General features: G+C 54.0%; 24 protein-coding genes and 1 pseudogene. 15 read left to right on the forward strand and 10 right to left on the reverse strand.

Features of this window, described 5'->3' with window-relative positions; genetic code table 11:
* Complete coding sequence (locus AB4K05_RS16055; protein ID WP_368480922.1) at positions 1-561, reverse strand: fasciclin domain-containing protein; 561 nt, start codon at positions 559-561, stop codon at positions 1-3.
* Positions 562-783: 222 nt separating this feature from the next.
* Here AB4K05_RS16055 and AB4K05_RS16060 point away from each other — a divergent pair, with 222 nt between their 5' ends.
* The 8 genes from AB4K05_RS16060 (at position 784) to AB4K05_RS16095 (ending at position 8,557) form a co-directional block, all read left to right on the forward strand.
* A complete protein-coding gene (locus tag AB4K05_RS16060; RefSeq protein ID WP_368480923.1) occupies positions 784-2,190 on the forward strand; it encodes a PLP-dependent aminotransferase family protein in 1,407 nt (468 codons plus the stop codon).
* A gap of 284 nt (positions 2,191-2,474) precedes the next feature.
* Positions 2,475-3,620 (forward strand): putative ABC transporter substrate-binding protein YdcS, encoded by a 1,146-nt coding sequence (ydcS, locus tag AB4K05_RS16065; RefSeq protein WP_368480924.1) that lies wholly within the window; start codon positions 2,475-2,477, stop codon positions 3,618-3,620.
* A gap of 17 nt (positions 3,621-3,637) precedes the next feature.
* Positions 3,638-4,651 carry an ABC transporter ATP-binding protein gene (locus tag AB4K05_RS16070; protein ID WP_368480925.1) on the forward strand — a complete coding sequence of 338 codons (1,014 nt, stop codon included), beginning with the start codon at positions 3,638-3,640 and terminating at the stop codon, positions 4,649-4,651.
* Positions 4,652-5,593: an ABC transporter permease gene (locus AB4K05_RS16075; RefSeq protein WP_368480926.1), complete on the forward strand. Its 942-nt coding sequence runs from the start codon at positions 4,652-4,654 to the stop codon at positions 5,591-5,593. It abuts the gene before it with no gap.
* Positions 5,583-6,398, forward strand: coding sequence for an ABC transporter permease (locus AB4K05_RS16080; RefSeq protein WP_368480927.1), 816 nt, complete (start codon positions 5,583-5,585; stop codon positions 6,396-6,398). Before AB4K05_RS16075 ends, AB4K05_RS16080 begins: the two co-directional genes overlap by 11 nt.
* Before the next feature lie 14 nt (positions 6,399-6,412).
* On the forward strand, positions 6,413-7,837 hold the full coding sequence (gene patD / locus AB4K05_RS16085) for an aminobutyraldehyde dehydrogenase (protein WP_368480928.1): 1,425 nt from the start codon (positions 6,413-6,415) through the stop codon (positions 7,835-7,837).
* A gap of 111 nt (positions 7,838-7,948) precedes the next feature.
* Entirely contained in the window at positions 7,949-8,185 is a 237-nt protein-coding gene (locus tag AB4K05_RS16090; protein ID WP_368480929.1) for a hypothetical protein, read from the forward strand.
* 198 nt (positions 8,186-8,383) lie between these two features.
* Complete coding sequence (locus AB4K05_RS16095; protein ID WP_368480930.1) at positions 8,384-8,557, forward strand: GhoT/OrtT family toxin; 174 nt, start codon at positions 8,384-8,386, stop codon at positions 8,555-8,557.
* A gap of 3 nt (positions 8,558-8,560) precedes the next feature.
* Here the strand turns inward: AB4K05_RS16095 and AB4K05_RS16100 are convergent, their stop codons facing one another.
* A complete protein-coding gene (locus AB4K05_RS16100) occupies positions 8,561-9,592 on the reverse strand; it encodes an AI-2E family transporter (RefSeq protein ID WP_368480931.1) in 1,032 nt (343 codons plus the stop codon).
* 490 nt (positions 9,593-10,082) lie between these two features.
* On the opposite strand from AB4K05_RS16100, the gene mdtJ reads away from it, so the two are divergent.
* The 3 genes from mdtJ (at position 10,083) to AB4K05_RS16115 (ending at position 13,025) form a co-directional block, all read left to right on the forward strand.
* Positions 10,083-10,451, forward strand: a complete 369-nt coding sequence (gene mdtJ, locus AB4K05_RS16105; protein ID WP_368480932.1) for a multidrug/spermidine efflux SMR transporter subunit MdtJ — start codon at positions 10,083-10,085, stop codon at positions 10,449-10,451.
* Positions 10,438-10,767 (forward strand): multidrug/spermidine efflux SMR transporter subunit MdtI, encoded by a 330-nt coding sequence (gene mdtI / locus AB4K05_RS16110; protein ID WP_368480933.1) that lies wholly within the window; start codon positions 10,438-10,440, stop codon positions 10,765-10,767. Before mdtJ ends, mdtI begins: the two co-directional genes overlap by 14 nt.
* 92 nt (positions 10,768-10,859) lie before the next feature.
* Positions 10,860-13,025: a putative bifunctional diguanylate cyclase/phosphodiesterase gene (locus tag AB4K05_RS16115; RefSeq protein WP_368480934.1), complete on the forward strand. Its 2,166-nt coding sequence runs from the start codon at positions 10,860-10,862 to the stop codon at positions 13,023-13,025.
* On the opposite strand, the gene AB4K05_RS16120 is transcribed toward AB4K05_RS16115, so the two are convergent.
* From AB4K05_RS16120 to AB4K05_RS16130, 3 genes are all read right to left on the reverse strand, one after another.
* Positions 13,022-13,840 carry a serine protease gene (locus tag AB4K05_RS16120; protein ID WP_368480935.1) on the reverse strand — a complete coding sequence of 273 codons (819 nt, stop codon included), beginning with the start codon at positions 13,838-13,840 and terminating at the stop codon, positions 13,022-13,024. The two genes, AB4K05_RS16115 and AB4K05_RS16120, sit on opposite strands and share 4 nt — an antisense overlap.
* Before the next feature lie 256 nt (positions 13,841-14,096).
* Entirely contained in the window at positions 14,097-14,471 is a 375-nt protein-coding gene (asr, locus tag AB4K05_RS16125) for an acid resistance repetitive basic protein Asr (RefSeq protein WP_368480968.1), read from the reverse strand.
* Between the two features lie 148 nt (positions 14,472-14,619).
* A complete protein-coding gene (locus AB4K05_RS16130; RefSeq protein WP_368480936.1) occupies positions 14,620-16,104 on the reverse strand; it encodes a carboxypeptidase M32 in 1,485 nt (494 codons plus the stop codon).
* A gap of 126 nt (positions 16,105-16,230) precedes the next feature.
* Between AB4K05_RS16130 and AB4K05_RS16135 the strand changes: the two genes are divergently transcribed.
* Positions 16,231-16,323: a KPN_01571 family protein gene (locus AB4K05_RS16135; protein ID WP_368480937.1), complete on the forward strand. Its 93-nt coding sequence runs from the start codon at positions 16,231-16,233 to the stop codon at positions 16,321-16,323.
* A gap of 34 nt (positions 16,324-16,357) precedes the next feature.
* On the opposite strand, the gene AB4K05_RS16140 is transcribed toward AB4K05_RS16135, so the two are convergent.
* Positions 16,358-17,584: an MFS transporter gene (locus tag AB4K05_RS16140; protein WP_368480969.1), complete on the reverse strand. Its 1,227-nt coding sequence runs from the start codon at positions 17,582-17,584 to the stop codon at positions 16,358-16,360.
* Positions 17,585-17,736: 152 nt separating this feature from the next.
* Between AB4K05_RS16140 and AB4K05_RS16145 the strand changes: the two genes are divergently transcribed.
* The 3 genes from AB4K05_RS16145 to bioD all read left to right on the forward strand — a co-directional run bounded on the left by AB4K05_RS16145 (position 17,737) and on the right by bioD (position 20,807).
* Positions 17,737-18,654 (forward strand): LysR family transcriptional regulator, encoded by a 918-nt coding sequence (locus tag AB4K05_RS16145; protein ID WP_368480938.1) that lies wholly within the window; start codon positions 17,737-17,739, stop codon positions 18,652-18,654.
* Between the two features lie 109 nt (positions 18,655-18,763).
* Complete coding sequence (gene mlc / locus AB4K05_RS16150; RefSeq protein WP_368480939.1) at positions 18,764-19,981, forward strand: sugar metabolism global transcriptional regulator Mlc; 1,218 nt, start codon at positions 18,764-18,766, stop codon at positions 19,979-19,981.
* A 130-nt stretch (positions 19,982-20,111) separates the two neighbouring features.
* On the forward strand, positions 20,112-20,807 hold the full coding sequence (gene bioD / locus AB4K05_RS16155; protein ID WP_368480940.1) for a dethiobiotin synthase: 696 nt from the start codon (positions 20,112-20,114) through the stop codon (positions 20,805-20,807).
* Here the strand turns inward: bioD and clcB are convergent.
* The 4 genes and pseudogenes from clcB to AB4K05_RS16175 all read right to left on the reverse strand — a co-directional run.
* Entirely contained in the window at positions 20,769-22,055 is a 1,287-nt protein-coding gene (gene clcB, locus AB4K05_RS16160; protein WP_368480941.1) for a voltage-gated ClC-type chloride channel ClcB, read from the reverse strand. The two genes, bioD and clcB, sit on opposite strands and share 39 nt — an antisense overlap.
* A 4-nt stretch (positions 22,056-22,059) precedes the next feature.
* A complete protein-coding gene (gene dmsD / locus AB4K05_RS16165; protein ID WP_368480942.1) occupies positions 22,060-22,674 on the reverse strand; it encodes a Tat proofreading chaperone DmsD in 615 nt (204 codons plus the stop codon).
* Between the two features lie 47 nt (positions 22,675-22,721).
* Positions 22,722-23,579, reverse strand: coding sequence for a DmsC/YnfH family molybdoenzyme membrane anchor subunit (locus tag AB4K05_RS16170; RefSeq protein WP_368480943.1), 858 nt, complete (start codon positions 23,577-23,579; stop codon positions 22,722-22,724).
* 1 nt (position 23,580) lies between these two features.
* Positions 23,581-23,746, reverse strand: a pseudogene (locus AB4K05_RS16175) (dimethyl sulfoxide reductase subunit B); the annotation flags it as partial.

Below are 23,746 nucleotides of genomic sequence, written 5' to 3' on the forward strand. Positions count from 1 at the left end.
TTATGGCATGAGCACGGTATCAATTACATCAATCACGCCGTTGCTCTGATTAACATCATAGGTGCTGATGTTGGCAATATTGCCGTGCGCATCTTTAAGCTGGATATTATGCGGGCCGTTTGCCATGACCCATAGCGCTCCACCATTAACCGTTTTCAGCTCGGCTTTACCGCCACCGGCCTTAATTTTCTTCTCAAGGGCTTTCATATCGTATTTTCCCGCCACCACGTGATAGGTCAGCACGGCGGTGAGTTTTTGTTTATTTTCGGGTTTAAGCAGAGAATCGACCGTTCCCGCTGGCAGTTTTTCGAATGCCGTGTTGGTCGGGGCGAAAACGGTAAATGGCCCATTCCCTTCAAGTGTCGGCACCAGTCCTGCGGCTTTTACCGCGGCAACCAAGGTGGTGTGATCTTTCGAATTGACCGCGTTTTGCACAATATTTTTGGACGGGTACATCGCTGCGCCGCCAACCATTACGGTGTTGTTGTCCATCATTGCGGCCTGAGTCACGCCGCTGAAAGCCAGTGCAGAAAAGAGAAGAGATGGCAGAAATTGTTTCATTTTCATTTCCTCATTAACGTTGTCGAATCGGACTTCTTAAGCCCTCATGAAGTAATACGATTGACAAAAGAAAACGGATGCAAAGAAATCGAAAAAAAATAAAACTATTTTGCCGCAGGCTTTGATGAGGCGAGTTTGTGGATTTATATCAGTTACATAAAAATGCATAATTTTTAACGCTGATATAATATAGGCGCAAAGTCAAAGCCTGCGGAAATCACCATGAAAAAGTACCAGCGTCTCGCTGAGAAGATGACGGAACAGATAGCCCTCGGGGTGTGGCAGCCGGGCGACAAGCTGCCATCGCTGCGTGAACAGGTGGTCAATAGCGGTATGAGTTTTATGACCGTGAGCCACGCCTATCAGCTTCTGGAAAGCCAAGGGCGTATCGTGGCACGCCCGCAGTCCGGTTATTATGTTGCGCCGCGTCCGGTAGCAACAACGCGGCCGGTTGCCGCACAGGTGATGCCGGATAACGCGGTGGATATCAACACCTATATTTTTGAAGTCCTCCAGGCCAGCCGTAATGCGGCGGTTCTGCCGTTTGCTTCAGCTTTTCCCGATCCGAAACTCTTCCCGCTGCCACAGCTAAACCGTTCATTGGCGCAGGTCAGTAAAACCGCGACGGCGATGAGCGTGATTGAAAACCTGCCGCCGGGAAACGACGAACTGCGCCATGCCATCGCCCGCCGCTACGCGCTACAGGGAATGACGATTTCACCGGATGAGATTGTGATTACCGCCGGAGCCCTCGAAGCGCTGAACCTGAGCTTACAGGCGGTCACCGAACCGGGTGATTGGGTCATTATCGAAAATCCCTGTTTCTACGGAGCACTCCAAGCACTGGAACGGCTGAAGCTCAAAGCGCTGTCGGTGGCGACCGATGTGAAAGAGGGCATCGATCTCGATGCGCTAGTGCAGGCGCTGCAAACCTATCCGGTGAAGGCCTGTTGGCTGATGACCAATAGCCAGAATCCGCTGGGCTTCACCCTCACACCAGAAAAGAAAGCCCGCCTGATTGCGATCCTCAGCGAATACAACGTCACGCTGATTGAAGATGATGTTTACAGTGAGCTCTATTTTGGCCGCGAAAAACCGTTGCCCGCAAAGGCGTGGGATAAAAGTGATATGACGCTGCATTGCAGCTCGTTTTCAAAGTGCCTGGTGCCGGGATTTCGTATCGGTTGGGTGGCGGCGGGTAAACACGCCAAGCGCATTCAGCATTTGCAACTGATGAGCACGTTATCGACCAGTTCACCAATGCAGATGGCACTGGTGGATTACCTCGCCACCAAACGCTATGACGCCCATCTGCGGCGGCTACGTCGGCAGTTGGCAGAGCGTAAGCAACTGGCATGGCAGTCGTTGTTGCGTTCGTTGCCGCCGGAGGTACATATCCACCATAGCGACAGCGGTTATTTTCTGTGGCTGGAACTGCCAGCTGGCATGGATGCAGGCAAACTGAGTTCTAACGCGTTGGAGCACCATATCAGCATTGCGCCGGGCAAGATGTTTTCAACCACCGACAGCTGGGCATCATTTTTCCGTTTCAATACGGCCTGGGGCTGGGGAGAAAGGGAAGATAAAGCCGTCGAAACGTTAGGACGGCTGATTCGACAGCTCATGTAATTCACACCTACGCTTTCATCCCCTGCGTCATCGTATCGAGGGGGAATTCTTTATACCGGTCATAGGAAATTCGCATAGCGACCTGTGGCCGGTAACTCCTTGTCTATAATCCAGATTATCTATCCCCAAATTGGCTTTTTTGCACAATGCGCCCTTGGTCACAACCTGTACATATTTCTTTGTGTCGCACAGGTGGCTGGCATCGCGGCGTCTATTTTTAAACAGGGAGATATTTTTAACGGCACGGCTGCCGCTCAATTCTATTCTGACAGGAGTAAAAATTTATGAGCAAGAAATTTGCCCGCAGCAGCCTGTGCGCGCTTGTCATGACCGTGGCAACCGCCAATGCCGCCGAACCGCCAACCTCGCTGGGCAAAGGCGAAGGGCGGCTCGATATTATCGCTTGGCCGGGTTATATCGAACGCGGTCAGACCGACAAGCAATATGACTGGGTCACCGCCTTTGAAAAAGAGTCTGGCTGCCAGGTGAATGTGAAAACGGCTGCTACCTCGGATGAAATGGTCAGCCTGATGGCGAAAGGTGGCTACGATCTGGTCACCGCTTCCGGTGATGCCTCATTGCGCCTGATCATGGGCAAACGCGTAGTGCCGATTAATACCGCATTGATTGAAAACTGGAAAACCCTCGACCCGCGCCTTGAGAAAGGGGCGTGGTTTAACGTCGATGGCAAAGTCTACGGCACGCCGTATCAGTGGGGGCCAAACCTGCTGATGTACAACACCAAAACCTTCCCAACGCCGCCGGACTCTTGGAACGTCGTCTTCGTGAAACAAAATCTGCCGGATGGCAAAACCAATCAGGGGCGCGTGCAGGCTTATGATGGTCCAATCTACATCGCTGATGCGGCACTGTTTGTGAAAGCGACCCAGCCGCAGCTTGGCATTAGCGATCCGTACCAATTGACCGAAGCCCAATATCAGGCGGTGCTCAAAGTGCTGCGTGACCAGCATCAGCTGATCCACCGTTATTGGCACGATACCACCGTGCAGATGAGCGACTTCAAAAATGAAGGGGTGGTGGCGTCTAGCGCGTGGCCATATCAGGCAAACGGTTTGAAAGGCGAAGGCCAGCCGATTGCCACCGTCTTCCCTAAAGAAGGTGTAACGGGTTGGGCGGATACCACCATGTTGCACGCCGAAGCGAAGCACCCAGTTTGTGCCTATAAGTGGATGAACTGGTCCTTGACGCCGAAGGTTCAGGGCGATGTCGCAGCATGGTTTGGCTCGTTGCCGGTGGTTGCGCAAGGCTGTAAAGCCAGTGCGCTGCTGGGCGATAAAGGCTGTGAAACCAACGGCTATAGCTTCTTTGACAAGATAGCTTTCTGGAAGACGCCAATTGCCGAAGGCGGAAAATATGTGCCGTATAGCCGTTGGACGCAAGACTACATCGCCATCATGGGCGGTCGTTAATCACCCAGGAGTCCATCATGACGTATGCAGTAGAGTTTCATGACGTCTCGCGACTTTATGGTGACGTACGGGCGGTGGATGGCGTTAGCATTGCCATCCACGACGGGGAATTTTTCTCTATGCTGGGGCCGTCAGGCTCCGGCAAAACCACCTGCCTGCGGCTGATTGCTGGATTTGAACAGCTTTCAGGCGGCTCGATTTCAATCTTTGGACAACAGGCTAGCGAACTGCCTCCGTGGGATCGTGATGTCAATACCGTGTTTCAGGACTACGCGCTGTTTCCGCACATGTCGGTGCTAGAAAACGTCGCTTATGGACTGATGGTCAAAGGCGTGGCGAAAAAAGAGCGGCAAAGCAAGGCGGCTCAGGCGTTGGAAAAGGTGGCGCTCGGGTTTGTTGGTGGGCGTAAGCCGTCGCAGCTTTCCGGCGGCCAGCGTCAGCGGGTAGCGATTGCCCGTGCACTGGTCAACGAGCCGCGCGTGCTGCTGCTCGACGAACCGCTGGGCGCGTTGGATCTCAAGCTGCGCGAGCAGATGCAGCTGGAGTTGAAAAAACTGCAGCAGGAGCTGGGGATCACCTTCATCTTCGTCACCCACGATCAGAGTGAAGCGCTGTCGATGTCCGACCGCGTGGCGGTTTTTAACAACGGTCGTATTGAACAAGTGGACACGCCGCGCGCGCTCTATCTGCGTCCGCGCACGCCGTTTGTTGCCAGCTTCGTTGGCACCTCCAACGTTTTTGACCCCGCTACGGCGCTGGCGCTGTGCGGTATGGACGGCAACTGGGCGCTGCGGCCGGAACATATTTCTCTCAACGATGGCGGAGAAGTGCAAACCAAAGGCCGGGTGCAAGCGGTGCAGTATCAGGGCGCCGCGACGCGCTATGAGCTGCTTTTGGAGGGCGGTAGCAAGCTGCTGGTCAGCCAAGGTAACTTCTCTGCCGGACTGGATGCGAACGGCCCGGTTGTCGGCAACACCGTACTGGTGTCCTGGGCGCGCAATGCGATGATTGCGCTCGACGGAGGGAGGTAAATGGATATGAGCATGGCTCCGGTTCCTCCGTCGCGCGGTCTGAAAAGCCTGTCGAGTTTGTTCTGGCGTCGGCCGACGCTGGGGCTCTTCCTGCTGCTGCTTGGCCCGTTGATGTGGTTTGGCATCGTTTACTTTGGCTCGCTTTTGACGCTGCTGTGGCAGGGTTTTTATACCTTCGATGATTTCACCATGTCGGTCACGCCAACCCTGACCTTGGCGAATCTGTACGCGCTGTTTAACCCCGCCAACTACGACATCATTGTGCGAACGCTGGTGATGGCGCTGGCCGTTACCCTCGCCAGTGCGCTGCTGGCATTTCCGATGGCGTGGTACATGGCGCGCTACACCAGCGGCAAACAAAAAGCGTTTTTCTACGTGGCGGTGATGTTGCCAATGTGGGCGAGCTATATCGTTAAAGCCTATGCTTGGACATTGCTGCTGGCGAAAGATGGCGTGGCGCAGTGGTTTCTTAATCATATGGGGTTGGGGTCGGTATTAAGCGCCATTTTGACGGTGCCAGGTGTCGGCGGCAATACGCTCTCGACTTCCGGACTGGGACGATTTCTGGTGTTCGTCTATATCTGGCTGCCGTTTATGATCCTGCCCGTTCAGGCGGCGCTTGAGCGGATTCCATCCTCGCTGTTGCAGGCCTCCGCCGATCTGGGCGCTCTGCCGCGGCAGACTTTCCGCCACGTGGTTATCCCGATGGCAATCCCCGGTATTGCTGCCGGATCGATCTTTACCTTTTCACTGACGCTCGGCGACTTTATCGTCCCGCAGCTGGTGGGGCCGCCAGGGTATTTCATCGGCAATATGGTTTATTCCCAGCAGGGCGCGATTGGCAATATGCCGATGGCGGCGGCGTTTACCCTGGTGCCGATCGTTCTTATTGCCCTTTATTTGGCGTTCGTGAAGCGCCTAGGAGCGTTTGATGCACTCTGAACGCGCACCGCTGTTCCTCAAAATTGCCGCTTGGGGCGGGGTTATCTTTCTGCATTTCCCGTTGGTAATAATCGCGATTTACGCCTTTAACACCGAGGACGCGGCGTTTAGCTTTCCCCCGCAAGGGCTGACGCTACGCTGGTTTAGCGAGGCGGCAGGGCGCGACGATATTTTCGAGGCGGTGACACTGTCACTTAAAATTGCTGCGTTTTCGACAACCATCGCCTTAGTACTTGGCACGCTTGCTGCAGCGGCTCTTTGGCGGCGTGATTTCTTTGGCAAAAGCGCGGTGTCGCTGTTGCTTCTGCTGCCGATTGCGCTGCCGGGAATTGTCACCGGACTTGCGTTACTGACGGCGTTTAAAGCCGTCAATCTCGAGCCGGGGCTTCTTACGATAATTATCGGCCATGCCACCTTTTGCGTGGTGGTGGTGTTTAACAACGTGATTGCCCGCTTCCGGCGCACCTCGTGGAGCCTAGTCGAGGCATCGATGGATTTGGGGGCCAACGGCTGGCAAACCTTCCGTCATGTGGTATTGCCGAACCTGAGTTCGGCGCTGCTGGCCGGGGGAATGCTGGCCTTTGCGCTGTCATTTGATGAAATTATTGTCACCACCTTTACCGCCGGGCACGAGCGTACGTTGCCACTTTGGTTGCTTAATCAGTTAGGGCGACCGCGCGATGTTCCGGTAACCAACGTGGTGGCACTGCTGGTGATGATACTGACGATGATACCGATTTTAGGGGCATGGTGGCTGACTCGCGAAGATGAAGGCGCTGCCGGTGGAAGTACGACGTTTAAATAACACAGGATCATGCTATGCAACATAAGTTACTGATTAATGGTGAACTGGTGGCAGGTGAAGGCGAAGCGCAGCCGGTGTTTAACCCGGCAACGGGCGAGATCCTGCTGCACATCACGGAGGCGTCAGCGGCGCAGGTTGACGCGGCGGTCACCGCCGCCGACCGCGCGTTCGCCCAGTGGGGGCAAACGACCCCGAAGCAGCGGGCGGAATGCCTGCTTAAATTGGCCGATGTGATTGAACAACATGCGGAAACCTTCGCCAAACTCGAATCCCTGAACTGCGGTAAACCGCTGCACTGTGTCATCAACGATGAGATTCCGGCGGTGGTTGATGTGTTTCGCTTTTTCGCCGGCGCGGCGCGCTGCTTAAACGGACTGGCGGCGGGAGAATATCTGGAAGGACATACCTCGATGATCCGCCGTGACCCGGTCGGCGTCGTGGCATCCATCGCTCCGTGGAACTATCCGCTAATGATGGCGGCGTGGAAGCTGGCCCCGGCGCTGGCGGCGGGTAACTGCGTGGTGATTAAGCCTTCAGAAATTACGCCACTGACGGCGTTAACGCTGGCGGAGTTGGCAAAAGATATCTTCCCGCCCGGAGTGCTCAACGTGCTGTTCGGACGCGGTAAAACGGTTGGCGATCCGCTGACCGGACATGCCAGCGTGCGGATGGTCTCCTTAACCGGTTCCATTGCCACCGGTGAACATATCATCGCCCATACCGCGCCGTCGATTAAGCGCACACATATGGAACTGGGTGGTAAAGCGCCGGTTATCGTGTTTGACGATGCGGATATTGACGCGGTGGTGGAAGGGGTCAGAACCTTTGGTTTCTATAACGCCGGTCAGGATTGTACTGCCGCGTGTCGAATATATGCCCAAAAGGGCGTCTATGAGGAACTGGTCGAGAAACTGGGGGCGGCGGTGGCCAGCATTCAACTGGGTGCACCGGACAATCCGGCAACTGAACTGGGGCCGCTAAGCTCCGAGGCGCATCTGGCGAGAGTCAACGAGGCGGTGACGCGGGCCAAAGCGCTCTCACATATTAAGGTGGTCACCGGGGGCGAAAAGGCCTCGGGTAAGGGCTACTATTTCCAACCGACTCTGCTGGCTGGCGCGCGGCAGGAAGATGATATTGTCCAGCGTGAGGTTTTCGGCCCGGTCGTCAGCGTGACCGTGTTTGAGGATGAAGATCAGGTGCTGTCGTGGGCAAACGACTCGCAGTATGGCCTAGCTTCATCGGTCTGGACGAAAGACGTGGGGCGCGCTCATCGCCTGAGCGCCCGTTTGCAATATGGCTGCACGTGGGTCAACACCCATTTCATGCTGGTGAGCGAAATGCCGCACGGTGGGCAGAAGTTATCGGGCTACGGTAAGGATATGTCGGTATACGGACTTGAGGATTACACCGTGGTTCGCCACGTCATGATAAAGCACTAGTTACTCCCTTCGCGGTAGGCTTCAGGCCTGCCGCGCAGCCCCTCACTTTTGACATGCTCGAGGCAACGTGCGAGGATCCGCGCCGTTGAAAAACTGAGCATAGTTAGAGTCATGAATAAAATTGTTGTTAGTAGCGCAGTGGTGATTGCCACGGCGATGGTTGTTGGTATCTGGTTTTCGGCGAGCCGAATCGCCACCTGTGATGGGGCGCAATCCGTTAGCGCAGCCTGCCTGGGCGAAGCTTGGGATACGGAGAAGGTCAATCTCATTCCTCAGTACGATCCTAACCGCTACGTTAGCGATCCGACCGCCGACAGTATTTTTGCAACCTCCCAGCCAAAACGCTGAATGTAAGATGAATCACAGAATTAACCTCTTTATCGGCATAGGCTAACCCGGCATTTACATGGATGGGCAGATTATTCATCTGGAGATGAATAGCTGTGCGCTGAACTTCCCCAAGCGAAAAGCGGCGAAAAACTTGATGTACGTCAAAAAACGTAGCATATTGCGCCGCTTTAACTATCAATTATAAGGATTCGATTGGTGACGCTGTACCAACATATGCTCGTCTTCTATGCCGTGATGGGCGTTATCTGTGCCTTTATTACTTGGTTTCTGACGAAAGAAAGCGCCGCCATTCGCTTAATAGCGGCGCTACTGATTGGCGCAACTTGGCCGTTTAGCTTTCCCGTTGCGCTGATGCTGTCGCTGTTTTGAGTGCTACTTGCTCAGATCGCTGAGCAAAATAGCAATACTTTTCCCGCCTTCCGTCTGCTCGAGGGCAATTTTGACGATGATCGTCAATGGCACCGATAGCAACATGCCAACCGGGCCGAGCAGCCAGCCCCAGAAAATCAGCGACAGAAACACGACGAGAGTGGAGAGCCCCAACCCGCGTCCCATAATGCGAGGCTCTAGAATATTGCCAAAAACCAAGTTTATGGTCAGATACCCCGCAAGTACGATCAGCGCATCGTAAAAGCCGCTAAATACCAACACCTGCAGGATAGGGGGGATGGCTGCCAGCACCGAACCAATGTTGGGAATGTAGTTAAGCGCGAAGGCCAGCAGCCCCCAGATAAAGGCAAAACGGACGTCCAACAGCTCGAGCATTCCCCAGACCAACAGACCGGTCACCACGCTGATTGCCGTTTTCAACACCAGATAATGCGACACGCTGTCCAGCGCCCGCTGAATTGCCGCCATTCCCTCAGTGGGGCGACTCATCACCTGTTGCAGTTTTGCGGGTAGCTGCGGGACCTCAAACAGCATAAACACCACCGTTAGCAGCAGTAAGAAAATGGACGACATCGCGTTGGAGAGCTGCGATAACAGCCGGGAAACCAGCGTCATTGCGGCATTTGGGTCGATATATTTAATCAGTTCATCCGGGCTAACGCTTATCCCAAAACGCTGCATCCACGGCTGCAAATTGTACAAAGGGATGGCGAGTGAGGAACGATACTGCGGCAGGGTGCGCGTCAGTTCATTCAGCGAGGTGCCAAGCGAGGCGAGCAGAAGTACAGCGGCTAGGATGATAACGCCTATCAGACTTGAGATCGCCAGCGCCCTCGGCACTCGCCAGCGCACCATTAACTGCACTACCGGGTTTAGCACCACGGCAATAAACAGCGCTAGCACGAAGGGAACAATGATATCCGCCGCAAAGCGAATACCGGTCAGAATGATCACCAGCATGCCCAGCATGATGACTAGTTTTAATCCATTAAGCGTGATTATCGGCCTGGACATGTTGAGTTAACTCCAGCAAAAAATATAAAGATACACGTCATACTTCAAATTGCAGAGGCGTTGGCTGCGTTCATTCTTCCGTTTGCCATCTTTCTGCAACGCGAATTATTTTATGTAGAATATGATAATTGCGATTTACCTCATAATAAATACATTAACATCAAACAACATCAGTAAAGATTTGAAAACATTTTGAGATACTTCTGCAATTGTGTTAGAAATTAGCTGTGTTTAACTACTGAGGACAATTTTACTCCGCAACGATGAGAAGCAATACCGCGGATAATTGTAATTTTATGGACAATATGTTCAGGACGTACATTTCTACCAAACCTTCTGTTTTACCTTCCTATTCTGCCTTCCTTGGTGAGCAGCACTGGCGCAACGCGCTTTAGTCTCCTTCTTCGTTTGAGCTAAATTTTAATCATTTTTTTCAGTTTGCGTTTCTCGCAAGCTGCGACGGATTATATTCTCATGCAGGAGAAGCACCATGTTTTATTGGATTCTATTAGCCCTCGCCATTGTTGCAGAAATTACGGGTACGCTGTCTATGAAATGGGCAAGCGTCAGTGATGGAAATACCGGCTTTATTTTAATGCTCGTGATGATCGCGCTGTCATATATTTTCCTTTCGTTTGCGGTGAAAAAAATCGCCCTCGGCGTGGCCTACGCATTGTGGGAAGGGATCGGGATTTTATTGATAACCCTGTTCAGCGTTTTGCTGTTTGACGAAAGTTTGACGGTGATGAAATTGGCAGGTCTGGCGACGTTGATTGCCGGTATTGTGCTTATCAAATCGGGAACGCGAAAATCTCCGCGTAAAGTGATGAATAAAGAGGTGGACCATGCAGCAGTTTGAGTGGGTTCACGGCGCATGGTTGGCAGGCTCCATTGTTCTGGAGATTGTCGCTAATATTTTCCTTAAGTTTTCGGATGGCTTCCGTAACAAACTGTACGGCATCCTTTCACTGGTCGCTGTGTTGGCCGCGTTCAGCGCGCTATCGCAGGCGGTAAAAGGGATCGATCTCTCGGTGGCCTACGCCATTTGGGGCGGTTTTGGCGTTGCGGCAACGCTTGCCGCCGGGTGGATCCTCTTCGGCCAGCGTTTAAATAATAAAGGCTGGGTTGGGGTCGGTCTGCTGTTGATTGGAATGATACTGATTAAACTTGCCTGATGTGATCGCTGCCTGAGATTTCAGGCAGCGAAATTGCCCGTCTGTATTACGCTTGTAACAAAGGGTTGTACGAGCGTATGCGAGGGTGATACATGTTAAATCCGTCACGCTGGCGTAATATTGCCACGGCCAGAACGCTATTTGTGATGATATTTTTGGCCGGCATTGGTCTGATTTTCTCTATTATCTCGTTGCTGTATCTCTCACAGCAGTTGATTAGTGCAAAAACCAACGATATTGATGCCAGACGATCCGCTCTTTCCGTCGATGGCGCTGTTCAGACATCCATCAACCGCGTGCTGTCGCTGGTTATCGATAATGCTATCTGGGACGATGCCGTCCGCAAAGTCTACCCGCCCACGCTGGATACCACCTGGTTGTACAACACCTGGGGGGCTGGCTTTAAAATCAATAACCTCTATGACGGCACCTTTGTGCTGGATGAAAATTATCACGTGCTGTGGGGCGCGTTTCATAGCAATCCTTTTAACGAGAAGGATCTGCGCTTTTTTGGCGATGGGCTGCGCGAACTGATTGACGAAAATAAAAGGCCGCTTAGTGAAGGGCGAAATATGTTCGCCGGGATCACGCGTACCCGGGAAGGCATTGCGTTTATCGGCATTGGACTCATTCGTCCGATGACCGGCCGGCTAGAAGTTTATGACAGTACTCGCCGCTATCTGGTGATTACCCGTCACGTAAACCCAACGCTGTTGCGTAATCTGGGCAACACATTTCAGATTGAAAATCTGAGCCTTACCGATGCGCCGCGAAATCAGTACAACATTCCCATTCGCACCGCCGGTGACCGCGTGGTCGGCTGGCTTGATTGGCAGTTGCGCCAGCCAGGCGTAGAAGCGGCAAATGCGGCGTCGCCGCAAATTCGTGAAATCGTCCTATTGGCCGCGGGGTTAATTCTGTTGTTTATCTTGCTGAGCAGTCTGGGGCTTTGGAAACTGGCGCGAGGGGAACGACAGGCGCGTGAAATTGCGCTCACCGATTGGCTCAGCCATTTGCCAAACCGACGGGCGCTGATTGAACAGCTCGAGCGTATCAGCATGCGGGGCGATAAGGATCTGAAAACCGTTGTTTTTATCGATCTTGATGGTTTTAAAGATGTTAACGATATTTACGGACATGATATCGGCGATATTCTGATTATTCGCATAGCCGATATGTTGCAAACGCTAGTGCCGGCAGGGGGAATGCTGGCGCGGATGGGCGGCGACGAATTTGCGATGACTGTCGGTGGTCAACGCTCACCGGCGCAGGCCTCGGCGTTTGCCGAGCGAGTATTGGAATATCTGAATACGCCGATTCGTATCGGTGAGCGGACGCTGCACATCAGCGCCAGCATCGGTATCGCCAGTGGTACGTTGCAGGCAAGCTCCAGCTCCGAACTTTTCCGCCAGGCGGATATCGCGATGTACCACTCTAAAATTACCGGCAAAGGACGAATCACCCATTACGACGCCGAGCTAAACAGCGTGCGTGAATACCAACTGTCAATTGAAAACGATATCCGCCATGGTCTGGAAAGAGACGAGTTTGAAGTGTGGTATCAGCCGATTGTCTGCGCCCGGTCCCAAGCGATGGTGGGGGTTGAAGCATTGGTACGCTGGCCGCGTCGACCGAAAGGAGAACTGATGCCCGATGCCTTTATCACCATTGCCGAGACCAGCGGGCTGATTTACTCGCTGGGGCAGTTTGTGCTGGCCCGCGCCTGTCGCGACCTGTTGGCCCACAACGATCTGAAACTATCGGTGAATATTTCCCCCGCGCAGTTTCGCGACCCAGAATTTGAAGAAAAAGTGTCCAGCGTGCTGAAGTCGTCTGGGTTCCCACCGGCGAGGCTGCAACTGGAGGTGACGGAAACTTACGTGCTGGAAAAACCAGAGCGCGCGCGGGTGGCAATCTCGGCGTTAAAAGCGCTGGGCACCGCCGTGGCGCTTGATGATTTCGGCACCGGTTATTCGAGCATTGGCTACCTGCGACGTTTTAACTTCGACACCATCAAGATTGATAAATCGCTGGCCGGGCTGGTGGATAACGACGATCAAGCCGCAGCGCTGGTGAGCGGCACTATCCGCATTGCCAGCGCGTTAGGGATGACGGTGGTCGCTGAAGGAGTGGAAACCGAGAAACAGATGAAGCTGCTGCGTTTGGCGGGTTGTGACCAGTTGCAAGGGTTTTATTTTAGCCAACCGATGCCGTTATCCTCGCTGCTGGCGTTACGCCACCAGCAGCGACTGAGCTAGTTTCCGGCGGCTAACGCTTCGAGCTTATCGCGAAAACCGGTCACCGAGATGGCCCGGTTATCGGCCCGCCAGCGGTCTTTTGCGGCTGGCGCTGAACTTTGTACGGCAATGACCTGCCATCCAGAGTCTGTTTTTAACAGCAGTGGCGAGCCGCTATCGCCCGGCAAGGTATCGCACTGATGTGAAAGCACCGAGGTTTGTGCCCAGCCGGTGACCGTACAATCTTGATGACTGTACAGTGAATCAAGGTGGTCAACCGGATAACCCGACTGCGTGACTTTACGCTCTACCGCTTTCAGCGCGGCGGTCAGTTCGTCTTTATCCCCGCTAAAAAGCGGAATAGGCGTTATCCCAGACGGCGGGTAACGCAGCACGATCAGGCCAAAATCCCAAGGTGCTGCGGAGGCGGGAACTATCCAACCGTCGCCGTCGGGTTTTAGACGTTTACCAAGGGACGGATCAACGCGTCCTTCAATACCGTGAATTTCATAGCGCCAGTTGCCCTTGTGCGAAACAAAACGCAGGGCGACGGCTTTATCGAGCTTGCCGCGCGGCGGTTCAAGCAAACAGTGCCCGGCGGTAAGCGCTAGGTGAGGGGAAATTAAGGTGGCCGTGCACAGGTTGCCGCTGGCGGTTTCCAGTTGGCCGATGGCATCCCACGGCGATTGTGCGGGATCCGTAACGACGACACGATTGTCCTGACCAAAGAACAGGGTTTTAATATCTTTTGCGCTGATGTCGCTATCATCGGCGTGGGCAAGAAAAGGCAGTACGGACAACGATCCCAGTAAATAACACACAAAGGCTGTACGCATATCACTCTCTGATGGGGCAATTATGATTATAAAAGAAATACCCAATGAGACTACTATAGACGGGAGGAATGAAAAGTGGGAGAAAAATCAGCGAACTACGCTCAGTAAAAGAAAAACTGAGTCGCGATGAGTGCGCAGACGATAAGTAAAGCCAGGATGAGCTCGAAACGATAGCGCCGCAACATGACTGCTCTCCGGGAAAAAATCGGCGCTATAAAAGCGCCGATGTATCATCAGGAATCAACTTGCGTTTGAATTACGCAGCTGGCTGTGCAGCTGGTTTTGCAGCTTCGTGTTTCACTGCTTTTTTGTGTTTTTTAGCAGCCTGAGCTTTCTGCGCTACAGCAGGTTTAGCTGCGGCTTTTTTGTGTTTTTTAGCCGCTTGAGCTTTCTGCTCTACAGCGGGTTTAGTCGCTTCGTGTTTCACTGCTTTTTTGTGTTTTTTAGCGGCCTGAGCTTTCTGAGCTGGTGCTGCTTTTTTGTGTTTTTTGTGGTGAGTGGTTTTCGCTGGAGCCGCGTGAGTTGCGGTCGCAGTAGCAGCCGGAGCCGGAGTGGCAACAGCGTCAGCAGCGAATGCAGCGGAAGACAGACCCATAGCAGCGGCAACAACCAGAGCTAATACTTTTTTCATTCTAATACCCTCGAATTGGTTTTTCATTCAACCCCACTGCGGGGCCGTTGAAAGAACTATACCTTCGGGTCGCAGCGCTTTCCGTGAGTGATTGGTTTCGGCGTGTAACCGAATGTACAACGCCAGGAAAACCCCCTGGCGTTGATGATTACAGATATCGTGCGGTGAGATGATCGCGGAAATAACGGCTGTTAAGGTCTTCTCCGGTGGCTTTGATCATTAATTCCGAGGTACTGAAACGACTACCGTGCTGCCAGATGTTTTGTTGCAGCCAGCCAAACAGTGGGGAGAAATTCCCCTCATTGAGCTGATTATCGAGCTCTGGCAACGCCTTGCGGGCAGCCTGGAACAGCTGTGCGGCGTACATCGCGCCCAGAGTATAGGACGGGAAGTAGCCAAAACCACCGTCGGTCCAGTGAATATCCTGCATACAGCCGTTGCGGTAGTTGCCTTCGGTTGTAAGGCCAAGATACTGCTGCATTTTTTCATTCCACAGTCCCGGAATGTCATCCACCTCGATTTCACCGTTAATCAATGCGCTTTCAATTTCGTAGCGCAGGATCACGTGTGCCGGGTAGCTGACTTCATCGGCATCGACACGAATGTAACCACGCTCGACGCGCTGGCTCCATGCGATAAAATTATCGAGCGTGAAGGCGGGTTGGTGAGCAAAACGCTGTTGGATCATCGGCAACAGGTGCTTGAGGAAGGCGTTACTGCGGCCCAATTGCATTTCAAAAAACAGGCTTTGTGATTCGTGAACGCCCATCGATCGCGCCTGAGCCACGGGTTGCCCGGCCCAATGACGCGGCAGATTTTGCTCGTAACGGGCGTGCCCGGTTTCATGGACAACGCCAAAAAGCGCGCTCAGCAGATCGTTTTCATCATAACGGGTGGTGATGCGCACATCTTCCGGCACGCCGCCGCAGAACGGATGAGAGCTGACGTCAAGGCGGCCACCGTCAAAGTCGAAACCCAGCAGGGTCATCGCATCCAGCCCCAGTTGGCGCTGTGAGTCGGTCGGGAAGGGGCCTTGTGGGTCGATAAGCTTCAGGCTGGATTGCTTCTGCACCACATTTTGTAACAGCGCTGGCAGCCAGCTTTTCAGATCGGTAAACAGCACGTCGAGCCGACTGCTGGTCATGCCTGGCTCATAAATATCAAGCAACGCATCGTACGGCAAACATCCGCTGGCTTCGGCGCGAATTCTGGCTTCCTCACGGCTCAGGCGAACGACTTCTTTCAGATTAGGCGCAAAACCTGCCCAATCGTTATTTTTGCGCTGGGTGCGCCAGGCGTGTTCGCAGCGATTGCCCGCCAGCGATTTGGCTTCCACCAAGCTTTCCGGCAGCAGCGCGGCCTGCTGGTAAGCACGAGTCATTTCACGCAGGTTCGCCCGTTCGTCGTCATTCAGATTTTCCTGCCGGGCGCCAGCCAACCAGTCCGCCACTTTTTTATCGGTGAGGATCTGATGTTGCAATACGCCGAGTTCGGCTAACGCCTCGCCACGGGCCGCACTGCCACCGGGCGGCATCATCGCCGCCATATCCCAATGGGCAATGGAACCGAGATGGGAAAAACGGGATAAACGCTGGAAAGTACGAGTGAGTTGTTGGTAGTTATTATTTTCCATTTTGTCCTGATCCGAGTGAACGAAATTGAAGGGCGGGGAGGGTCAAAAAACAATACCAAAGTATGAGGGAAAATGCGTGGGCTGGTCCATACTTAACACTAAGTTAACAGTTGCGGGCGGTACATCATGAATCCGTTCATCTGGATCTTTATCTTGCTGCTGTCGATTGATGCGCTGAGAGATGTGGCAGGGCTATCACCTTTCCTCGGCATCTGGTAACAGCCCGCACAGCGGCGGGCCAGAAGGGAAGTCATTAACGCAGGGGCTTTTGCAGACGATGGTGCAGACTGCTGCCCGTCACCAGCGCCAGAACCAGCATTGCGGCAATAAACCCACCCACGCCGTTCCATCCCCAGTGATGCCAGAACACACCGCCCAGCGTCCCGGCAATACTTGAACCCAGATAGTAGCTAAACAGATACAGCGACGAGGCCTGACCGCGCGCGCGCCGTGCGCGTGGGCCAATCCAACTGCTGGCAACCGAGTGGGCGGCAAAAAAACCAGCGGAGAAAAGCAGCATGCCGGGGAAAATCACCCACAGCGGCGAAAACAGCGTTAGCAGTAAGCCAAGCAGCATGACGCCGGTAAAGAAAATCATCACCGGCCCACGACCGTATCGCGTCGTCATCATCCCGGCTTTCGGTGAACTCCACGTTCCCGTCAGATAGGCGACAGAAAGCAGGCCCACCACCGCTTGATTCAGCGACCACGGAGCGAGCATTAGGCGGTAGCCAATGTAGTTAAACAGCGTGACAAACGCGCCCATCAGCAGAAAACCTTCGATGAACAGCAGCGGTAGACCGCGGTCGCGCCAATGCAGGCGTAGGTTAATCAGCAGTGATTTGGGTTTGAGTGAGCTAGGGCGAAAGTGGCGTGACTCCGGCAGAATGCGCCAGAACATAATCGCCGCACCCAGCGCGAAGGCGCTGATCACCGCCAGCGCGACGCGCCAGCCAAAAAAGTCGGTAAAGACACCGGTAAGCAGTCGTCCGCTCATGCCGCCAATCGAGTTACCGCTGATGTAGAGCCCCATCGAAAAGGCCACAAAGCTTGGGTGGATCTCCTCGCTGAGATAGGTCATGCCCACTGCCGCCACGCCGCTCAGCGAGAGGCCAATCAGCGCGCGCATAATTAGAATACCGTGCCAACTGGTCATCATGGTGGAGAGCAACGAACAGCACGAGGCGAGCACTAAGGCGGTCACCATGACCTGCTTACGACCAATAGCGTCAGAAAGTGGGCCAGTCACCAATAAACCGACCGCCAGCATGATGGTTGAGATCGACAATGAAATACTGCTTTGTGCCGGAGAGATGCCAAATTCGTGAGAAAGAACCGGCAAAATCGGCTGAACGCAGTACAGCAGCGCAAAGGTTGCAAGCCCTGCGGAGAATAGGGCCAGCGTCACGCGAATAAATGGCGGCGTACCACGGCGGATAAAGGTATTGGCTGGAGAGGGGGTATCATCGCGGACATCAATAACGGGCGTATGGTCTGCGGTCGTTGTGCGGCTCACGGGGAAATCCTTGATCAAAAACGAGATATAAAAACGACATAGGTCACATAAACAGGGTAGGAAATTGTAAATATTATGTCTAATATATTAATAATCTCAATTAAGACCTTTAACATATGAATATTGAGCTTCGCCACCTACGCTATTTCGTGGCAGTTGCCGAGGAGCTACATTTTGGCCGCGCCGCCGCGCGGTTGAATATCTCCCAGCCGCCGCTGAGCCAGCAGATTCAGATCCTCGAACAGCAGGTGGGTGCCCGTCTTTTTGCCCGAACCAACCGGAGCGTCAGTTTGACGGAAGCAGGGCGTCAGTTTCTTGCTGACAGCCGGCAGATCCTGCTGCAGGTCAACGAGGCCGCGGCGCGAGCAAGTCGTCTTCATCACGGCGAAACCGGCGAGCTACGCATCGGTTTTACCTCTTCCGCACCGTTTATTAAGGCAGTTTCCGATACGCTATCGACCTTTCGTCAGCATTACCCCGACGTGCATATTCAAACCCGTGAGACTAACACCCGCGAGCAAATTTCACCGCTGACCGAAGGCAAACTGGAATTGGGGTTGATGCGTAACACTGAGCTGCCCGACACGCTCGACTGGCAGGTTATTCTGCGCGAACCGCTGCTAGCGATGATTCACCGAGATAACCCGCTGGCGAGTCAAGAAGCAGTGAGTCTGGTTGAACTGGGCCAGCAGCCGTTTGTCTTTTTTGATCCCCATGTTGGCACCGGGTTATATGACGATATTCTGGGACTGATGCGGCGTTATGGCGTGACACCAACCATCACTCAGGAAGTGGGGGAAGCGATGACCATTATTGGCCTTGTGGCGTCGGGACTAGGGGTGTCGATTTTACCGGCCTCGTTTCGGCGGGTTCAGCTACAGGAAATGCGCTGGGTTCCGATTGCGCAAGCGGATGCGGTATCGGAAATGTGGCTGGTCTGGTCAAAGCACCACGAACTGAGTCAGGCGGCGGAGCGTTTTAAACAACACCTCCTGACTGCGGCAAAGGTGAGCGTTTCGCCGACAAAAGCATGAAAAATTGTGCAGTAAATCACAAGGCTAAGTAAAAATTTGACGCCAGCCGTTGAAGTACTTCACCATAGCCCAAAGTTTATTTCGAAGCGCGAAAATAAGGGAGTTTACGGTGGTATCGGACAGTCAGCCAGGCCATATCGATCAAATCAAGCAGACCAATGCAGGGGCGGTTTATCGCCTCATTGATCAGCTCGGCCCGGTTTCCCGTATCGACCTCTCACGACTCGCGCAATTGGCCCCGGCCAGCATCACCAAAATCGTCCGCGAACTGTTGGAAGCGCATCTGGTTCAGGAAACGGAAATTCAGGAAGTGGGTAGCCGTGGCCGTCCCGCCGTAGGCCTAAAAGTGGAAACTGAAGCTTGGCACTATCTTTCCGTCCGTATTGGCCGTGGTGATATTCATCTCTCCTTGCGCGATCTCAGCAGTAAGCTGGTGGTGGAAGAACAGCTCGAGCTGTCGCTTTTACATGAAGAGCCTTTCTTAGACCGAGTGCTTGCTCATATCGACCAGTTCTTTATTCGTCACCAGAATGTGTTGGAGCGGTTAACGTCGATTGCCATTACGCTCCCTGGCATCATTGATACCGAAAACGGCATTATTCACCGTATGCCGTTTTACGACGTCACCGATGTGCCGCTGGGAGCTACGCTTGAGGCGCATACCGGCGTGCCAATTTATATTCAGCACGATATCAGCGCGTGGACAATGGCTGAGGCGTTATTTGGTGCGTCGCGTGGGGCAAGAGACGTTATTCAGGTAGCTATCGATCACAACGTGGGCGCTGGGGTCATTACCGACGGTCGCTTGCTGCATGCAGGCAGCAGTAGCCTGGTGGAAATTGGCCATACCCAGGTCGATCCCTACGGGAAACGCTGTTACTGCGGTAATCACGGCTGTCTTGAAACTATTGCCAGCGTCGAAAGCGTGATGGAATTGACGCAGGTGCGTATGCAGCAGTCGATGAGCTCCATGCTGCATCAAAAGCCGCTGACCGTTGAGTGGCTGTGTCAGGCTGCGCTTCAGGGAGATCTGCTCGCCAAGGATATTATTGGCAGCATCGGTACCAACGTTGGACGGATCCTTGCCATCATGGTTAACCTGTTCAATCCACAGAAAATATTGATTGGTTCTCCATTTAATCTTGCCTCTGAAATCCTCTTCCCGGCGATTAGCGACTGCATTAATCAACAGTCTCTACCGGCATACAGCAAACACATCTCCGTTGAACAGACGCAATTCTCGAATCGAGGCACCATGGCCGGCGCCGCGCTGGTGAAAGATGCGCTCTATAATGGAACATTGCTGATCAGACTGTTACAGGGTTAACAATTTTTTGCGGTTTTGCAAAAAATTGCGCTAACGCAAGCCGCCTTGTCTGTGCATCACGTAAACTTTCACCCGGTTGAATTATTCATTGCCTTGATTTTTTCAGGCGTCGCTGTGGGGTTAGTGGGTCATGCTTAATCGTTTCTTCATTACTGGAACTGATACTTCTGTCGGTAAGACGGTGGTTTCTCGTGCGCTATTGCAGGCGCTCGCCGCCAGCGGGAAACGGGTAGCGGGATACAAACCGGTAGCAAAAGGCAGCAAGGAGACCGCTGAAGGTCTGCGCAATAAAGATGCGTTGGTGCTGCAAAGTGTTTCATCTCTGGTGTTGCCTTACGAGGCAATCAATCCTATCGCACTGAGCGAAGAAGAGAGCAGCGTGGCACACAGTTGCCCTATCAATTATGGGCTGCTGTCGGATGGCTTAGCCAATCTGAGTAAACAGGTTGATAACGTGGTGGTTGAAGGCACCGGCGGTTGGCGTAGCCTGATGAACGATCTGCGTCCGCTTTCCGAGTGGGTCGTGCAAGAACAGCTGCCGGTTTTGATGGTGGTGGGGATTCAGGAAGGGTGCATTAACCATGCGTTACTGACGGCGCAGGCCATTGCCAACGACGGTTTACCGCTGATCGGTTGGGTGGCGAACCGCATCAATCCGGGTCTTTCGCACTATGCGGAAATCATCGACGTGTTGAGCAAAAAACTGCCCGCACCGCTGATTGGCGAACTGCCATATCTGCCGCGCCCGGAACAGCGTGAGCTGAGCCAGTACGTTGATTTAGCGATGTTAAGTAACGTGCTGACGGTAGATAGAATTCTGGCGTAAGGTGCGAGACAACACCGAAGCGACAACGCAGGCAATCAGTAAACCGGGCAGCAGCGTATATTGCCCGGTCATTTCACAAATCATCAGCGTTGACATCATCGGCGCATGCGTGGTGGCTGCCAGCAGCGTAGCCATGCCGGTGATCCCCAGCAAAACCGCCATTCCCTGATCCCCGTGAAAGACGAAATGCCACGTATCGGCAAACAGAATCCCAATAGCCAGACCGATAAATAATGTAGGCGTAAATACCCCACCGGGCGCGCCCGAACAGCTGCTGGCGAGGATCGCCAACAGTTTGCACACAAAAATACCGGCAATCACGCTGAGCACCGGCGGCGCGAGCAAAAATCCCTGTACTACGCTATAGCCGTTGCCCCAGACCGCGGGCGTCAACAACGACAGTAAACCGACTATTGCTCCGCCGAGCGCCAACTGCCAAGGTGGTGAGAGTTTGAGCCGCACAAATCCCCGATGACCTATTTCCATCAGCCACATGAGCAGCGGGCCCCCCAGCCCACAGACCAGCCCGATAACCAGCATTAATCCATAGTGGCTGGCATGCAGCGTGGGTAATGCTGCGACGCGGTACAGGAGTTCAGCTCCGCCGTTCATCATTTGTGTCGTCAATAGGGCGACAACGGCGGCAATGACCACAGGCCCGAGCGACGCGAGCATCAGCGTGCCAAAGAGGATCTCGGCGATAAATAAGCTACCCGCCAATGGCGCATGATAGGCGCTGGCCATCCCTGCGGCGGCACCACAGGCAATCCACAGCTTCCATTCCTCTTTTGGCGTAAATCGCTGTGCGAGGCATGAGGCGACCAACGCGGCCAGCAGGATCATCGCCCCTTCACGACCAATGGCGCTGCCGCTGGCGACGACCAGCAGCGAGGCGGTGGATTTAACAAGGCTTGCGCCAACATCCAATTTACCTTCATCACTTTCCAGCGCTTCCATGTAATCGGTGGGGGCGTGCGGGCGTTGGCGGGTGTAGCGTTGCCAGCCCCACAGCAGCGTGCCGGCAGCAAGGCCACCGAGTGCCGGCGTGATTAATCGTCGCCACCACACCAACCTCTCAGCCGCGTTAACCAGGCTGCCGCTGTCGTTGCTTAAAAACAGCCATTCGAGCAGATACATGGCGTGACGAAACAACGCCACCGCCAGCGCCGCCAAGATGCCGACGAGCGTGGCGATAAACAGGCGACGGAGCATCGCCTTAATATCGGGGTAGTGGTGAAGGCGCTGCATCGGATTAGCGATACAGCTTCTTATCAGCAACCGGGATCAGCAAATGAGATTGCCAGTGTCCCAGCGTCTGCTGGGCGAGCTGCCCCAGCGCGATGAAGAACGGGTGGCTAGCGTGCTGAATAAATTCGCTAATAAAACGATTAGCCCACGGCAGCAGATGCCAGGCTAACAGCTGATCGCAGGCTTCTTGGCGATCGTTTTCCACCAGCCATGCTGCCAGCATCAACAGAGTGCCAAAGTGGTCTTCCGGCTCGTTTTGCTGCACATCGAAGGCAATTTGGTTGTCGCGCATCCACTGACGCAGCGCCAGCGTGGAATCGCCAAACAGGACGTTTTCGCGGTCTAACCATACCGAACCCCACGGTGGTGAAGGCAGCGCGTCGGGGCCGATAAACAGTCGTTGCCAAGCTTGAGCTAACGATTCATCCGTATCGGCAGCAAACGCCGCACTGAGGGCATCGACGTTTTCGACGTTGTATGGCCACTGCGCGGCCCATTCGCCGTCGCGAAAGGCGGCAACCAGCGGCTCAGCAAGCGCGCTGTCCGGTGCGAAATAAAACATCGCCCCGAGCACGCGGGCGGAGAAAGCTAAAGCGTCGTTTGGCTTAACGTCATTCATTACTGCATTTCCTTTAAATGGGGCGGAAGTCTTTCCGCCCCGATAGATTATCCGGCAATCGCCATACCGACGGTCATGTGCAGGCCATAGAACAGCCCGCGGCCGATAAACTCACCCAACAGCACCAGTACCAAGCCTGCTGCTAGCCCAAGCGCGCGCGGCGAAACCCGGCGCAACAGCGGGCAAATCCAACAGCCTAAACCTGCCGTCAGCAGTACAAAGCGCCATACCTGCAGGCTTCCCCAGTCTGGCAGCAGGGCGTTGGCTTGCTGAACCGAGCTGTGAATAAAGCCAAGCTCGGCGGTTTGCATCACCACCAGCGCAAGGCTTGCCAGCAAAGCCAGCACGCTTAATGAGACAAAGAACTTGCCATTAAACGGCACTTTCGCAAGCTTCAGCAGCAGGGCGGCAAACAGCGGCCCGGTGAGCACCACAGTTAAGAAGAAAGAAGCTGTGGTGTATCCATTATACCAGGTTGGCACGGTATCTATCTGATAAACACGCGTCATCGCCCAGACAAAGACTAATCCCAGCACCATGCCGATGATTTGCCAAACTCGTCCGAGCGTCGCTGGCATTTTACCGACCATTGATAGCAACCACCAAAAGCCTCCAACGGCGAAAAAGACCGAACCGCTGGCGATTTCGTTACTCAGCGCCGAGGCGCCGATCCGGTTTAACGAGTTAAAGGCCCGCAGCGGTGAGCCAAGATGCAGCACCGAAGCAAAAAAGGCGATGCCCATAATGACCCACAGGAAGAACATATTACGCACGATCCGGCGCTGATCCTCCGGCTCATTGCGCGCTGCCAACCAGCCCATTCCCGTAATTATCGTTGCGCCAACGACGCATTGCCCCAATACCGTAAATAGCACCAGCGGCCATTCATGCCATCCACTTCCCATCTCACACCTCCTTCGGGTTGGCCAGATAGCCGGTTGTGTCGCCGCACGGACGTGCGTTGGCGTTTGGTTTAATCACGATGCTTGGCTTGGTGAAGTGCGCCGATGGCAACGGCGCAACCGCTGCAAGCTGGCCGTGTTTCTGACGCAGCTCTTCAATCGGACCGAAG

The organism is Kluyvera sp. STS39-E (genome assembly GCF_040932435.1).
GTDB lineage: Bacteria > Pseudomonadota > Gammaproteobacteria > Enterobacterales > Enterobacteriaceae > Kluyvera.

Excerpts from the sequence above, each read along its gene's own strand:
- asr (WP_368480968.1), bottom strand. The coding sequence starts at position 14,471 with ATGAAAAAAGTATTAGCTCTGGTTGTTGCCGCTGCTATGGGTCTGTCT.
- patD (WP_368480928.1), top strand. The coding sequence starts at position 6,413 with ATGCAACATAAGTTACTGATTAATGGTGAACTGGTGGCAGGTGAAGGC.
- AB4K05_RS16090 (WP_368480929.1), top strand. The coding sequence starts at position 7,949 with ATGAATAAAATTGTTGTTAGTAGCGCAGTGGTGATTGCCACGGCGATG.
- AB4K05_RS16055 (WP_368480922.1), bottom strand. The coding sequence starts at position 561 with ATGAAACAATTTCTGCCATCTCTTCTCTTTTCTGCACTGGCTTTCAGC.
- mdtJ (WP_368480932.1), top strand. The coding sequence starts at position 10,083 with ATGTTTTATTGGATTCTATTAGCCCTCGCCATTGTTGCAGAAATTACG.
- bioD (WP_368480940.1), top strand. The coding sequence starts at position 20,112 with ATGCTTAATCGTTTCTTCATTACTGGAACTGATACTTCTGTCGGTAAG.
- AB4K05_RS16070 (WP_368480925.1), top strand. The coding sequence starts at position 3,638 with ATGACGTATGCAGTAGAGTTTCATGACGTCTCGCGACTTTATGGTGAC.
- AB4K05_RS16080 (WP_368480927.1), top strand. The coding sequence starts at position 5,583 with ATGCACTCTGAACGCGCACCGCTGTTCCTCAAAATTGCCGCTTGGGGC.
- AB4K05_RS16120 (WP_368480935.1), bottom strand. The coding sequence starts at position 13,840 with ATGCGTACAGCCTTTGTGTGTTATTTACTGGGATCGTTGTCCGTACTG.
- clcB (WP_368480941.1), bottom strand. The coding sequence starts at position 22,055 with ATGCAGCGCCTTCACCACTACCCCGATATTAAGGCGATGCTCCGTCGC.
- AB4K05_RS16075 (WP_368480926.1), top strand. The coding sequence starts at position 4,652 with ATGGATATGAGCATGGCTCCGGTTCCTCCGTCGCGCGGTCTGAAAAGC.
- AB4K05_RS16115 (WP_368480934.1), top strand. The coding sequence starts at position 10,860 with ATGTTAAATCCGTCACGCTGGCGTAATATTGCCACGGCCAGAACGCTA.
- AB4K05_RS16170 (WP_368480943.1), bottom strand. The coding sequence starts at position 23,579 with ATGGGAAGTGGATGGCATGAATGGCCGCTGGTGCTATTTACGGTATTG.
- mdtI (WP_368480933.1), top strand. The coding sequence starts at position 10,438 with ATGCAGCAGTTTGAGTGGGTTCACGGCGCATGGTTGGCAGGCTCCATT.
- AB4K05_RS16145 (WP_368480938.1), top strand. The coding sequence starts at position 17,737 with ATGAATATTGAGCTTCGCCACCTACGCTATTTCGTGGCAGTTGCCGAG.
- AB4K05_RS16135 (WP_368480937.1), top strand. The coding sequence starts at position 16,231 with ATGAATCCGTTCATCTGGATCTTTATCTTGCTGCTGTCGATTGATGCG.
- AB4K05_RS16130 (WP_368480936.1), bottom strand. The coding sequence starts at position 16,104 with ATGGAAAATAATAACTACCAACAACTCACTCGTACTTTCCAGCGTTTA.
- dmsD (WP_368480942.1), bottom strand. The coding sequence starts at position 22,674 with ATGAATGACGTTAAGCCAAACGACGCTTTAGCTTTCTCCGCCCGCGTG.
- AB4K05_RS16100 (WP_368480931.1), bottom strand. The coding sequence starts at position 9,592 with ATGTCCAGGCCGATAATCACGCTTAATGGATTAAAACTAGTCATCATG.
- AB4K05_RS16060 (WP_368480923.1), top strand. The coding sequence starts at position 784 with ATGAAAAAGTACCAGCGTCTCGCTGAGAAGATGACGGAACAGATAGCC.
- ydcS (WP_368480924.1), top strand. The coding sequence starts at position 2,475 with ATGAGCAAGAAATTTGCCCGCAGCAGCCTGTGCGCGCTTGTCATGACC.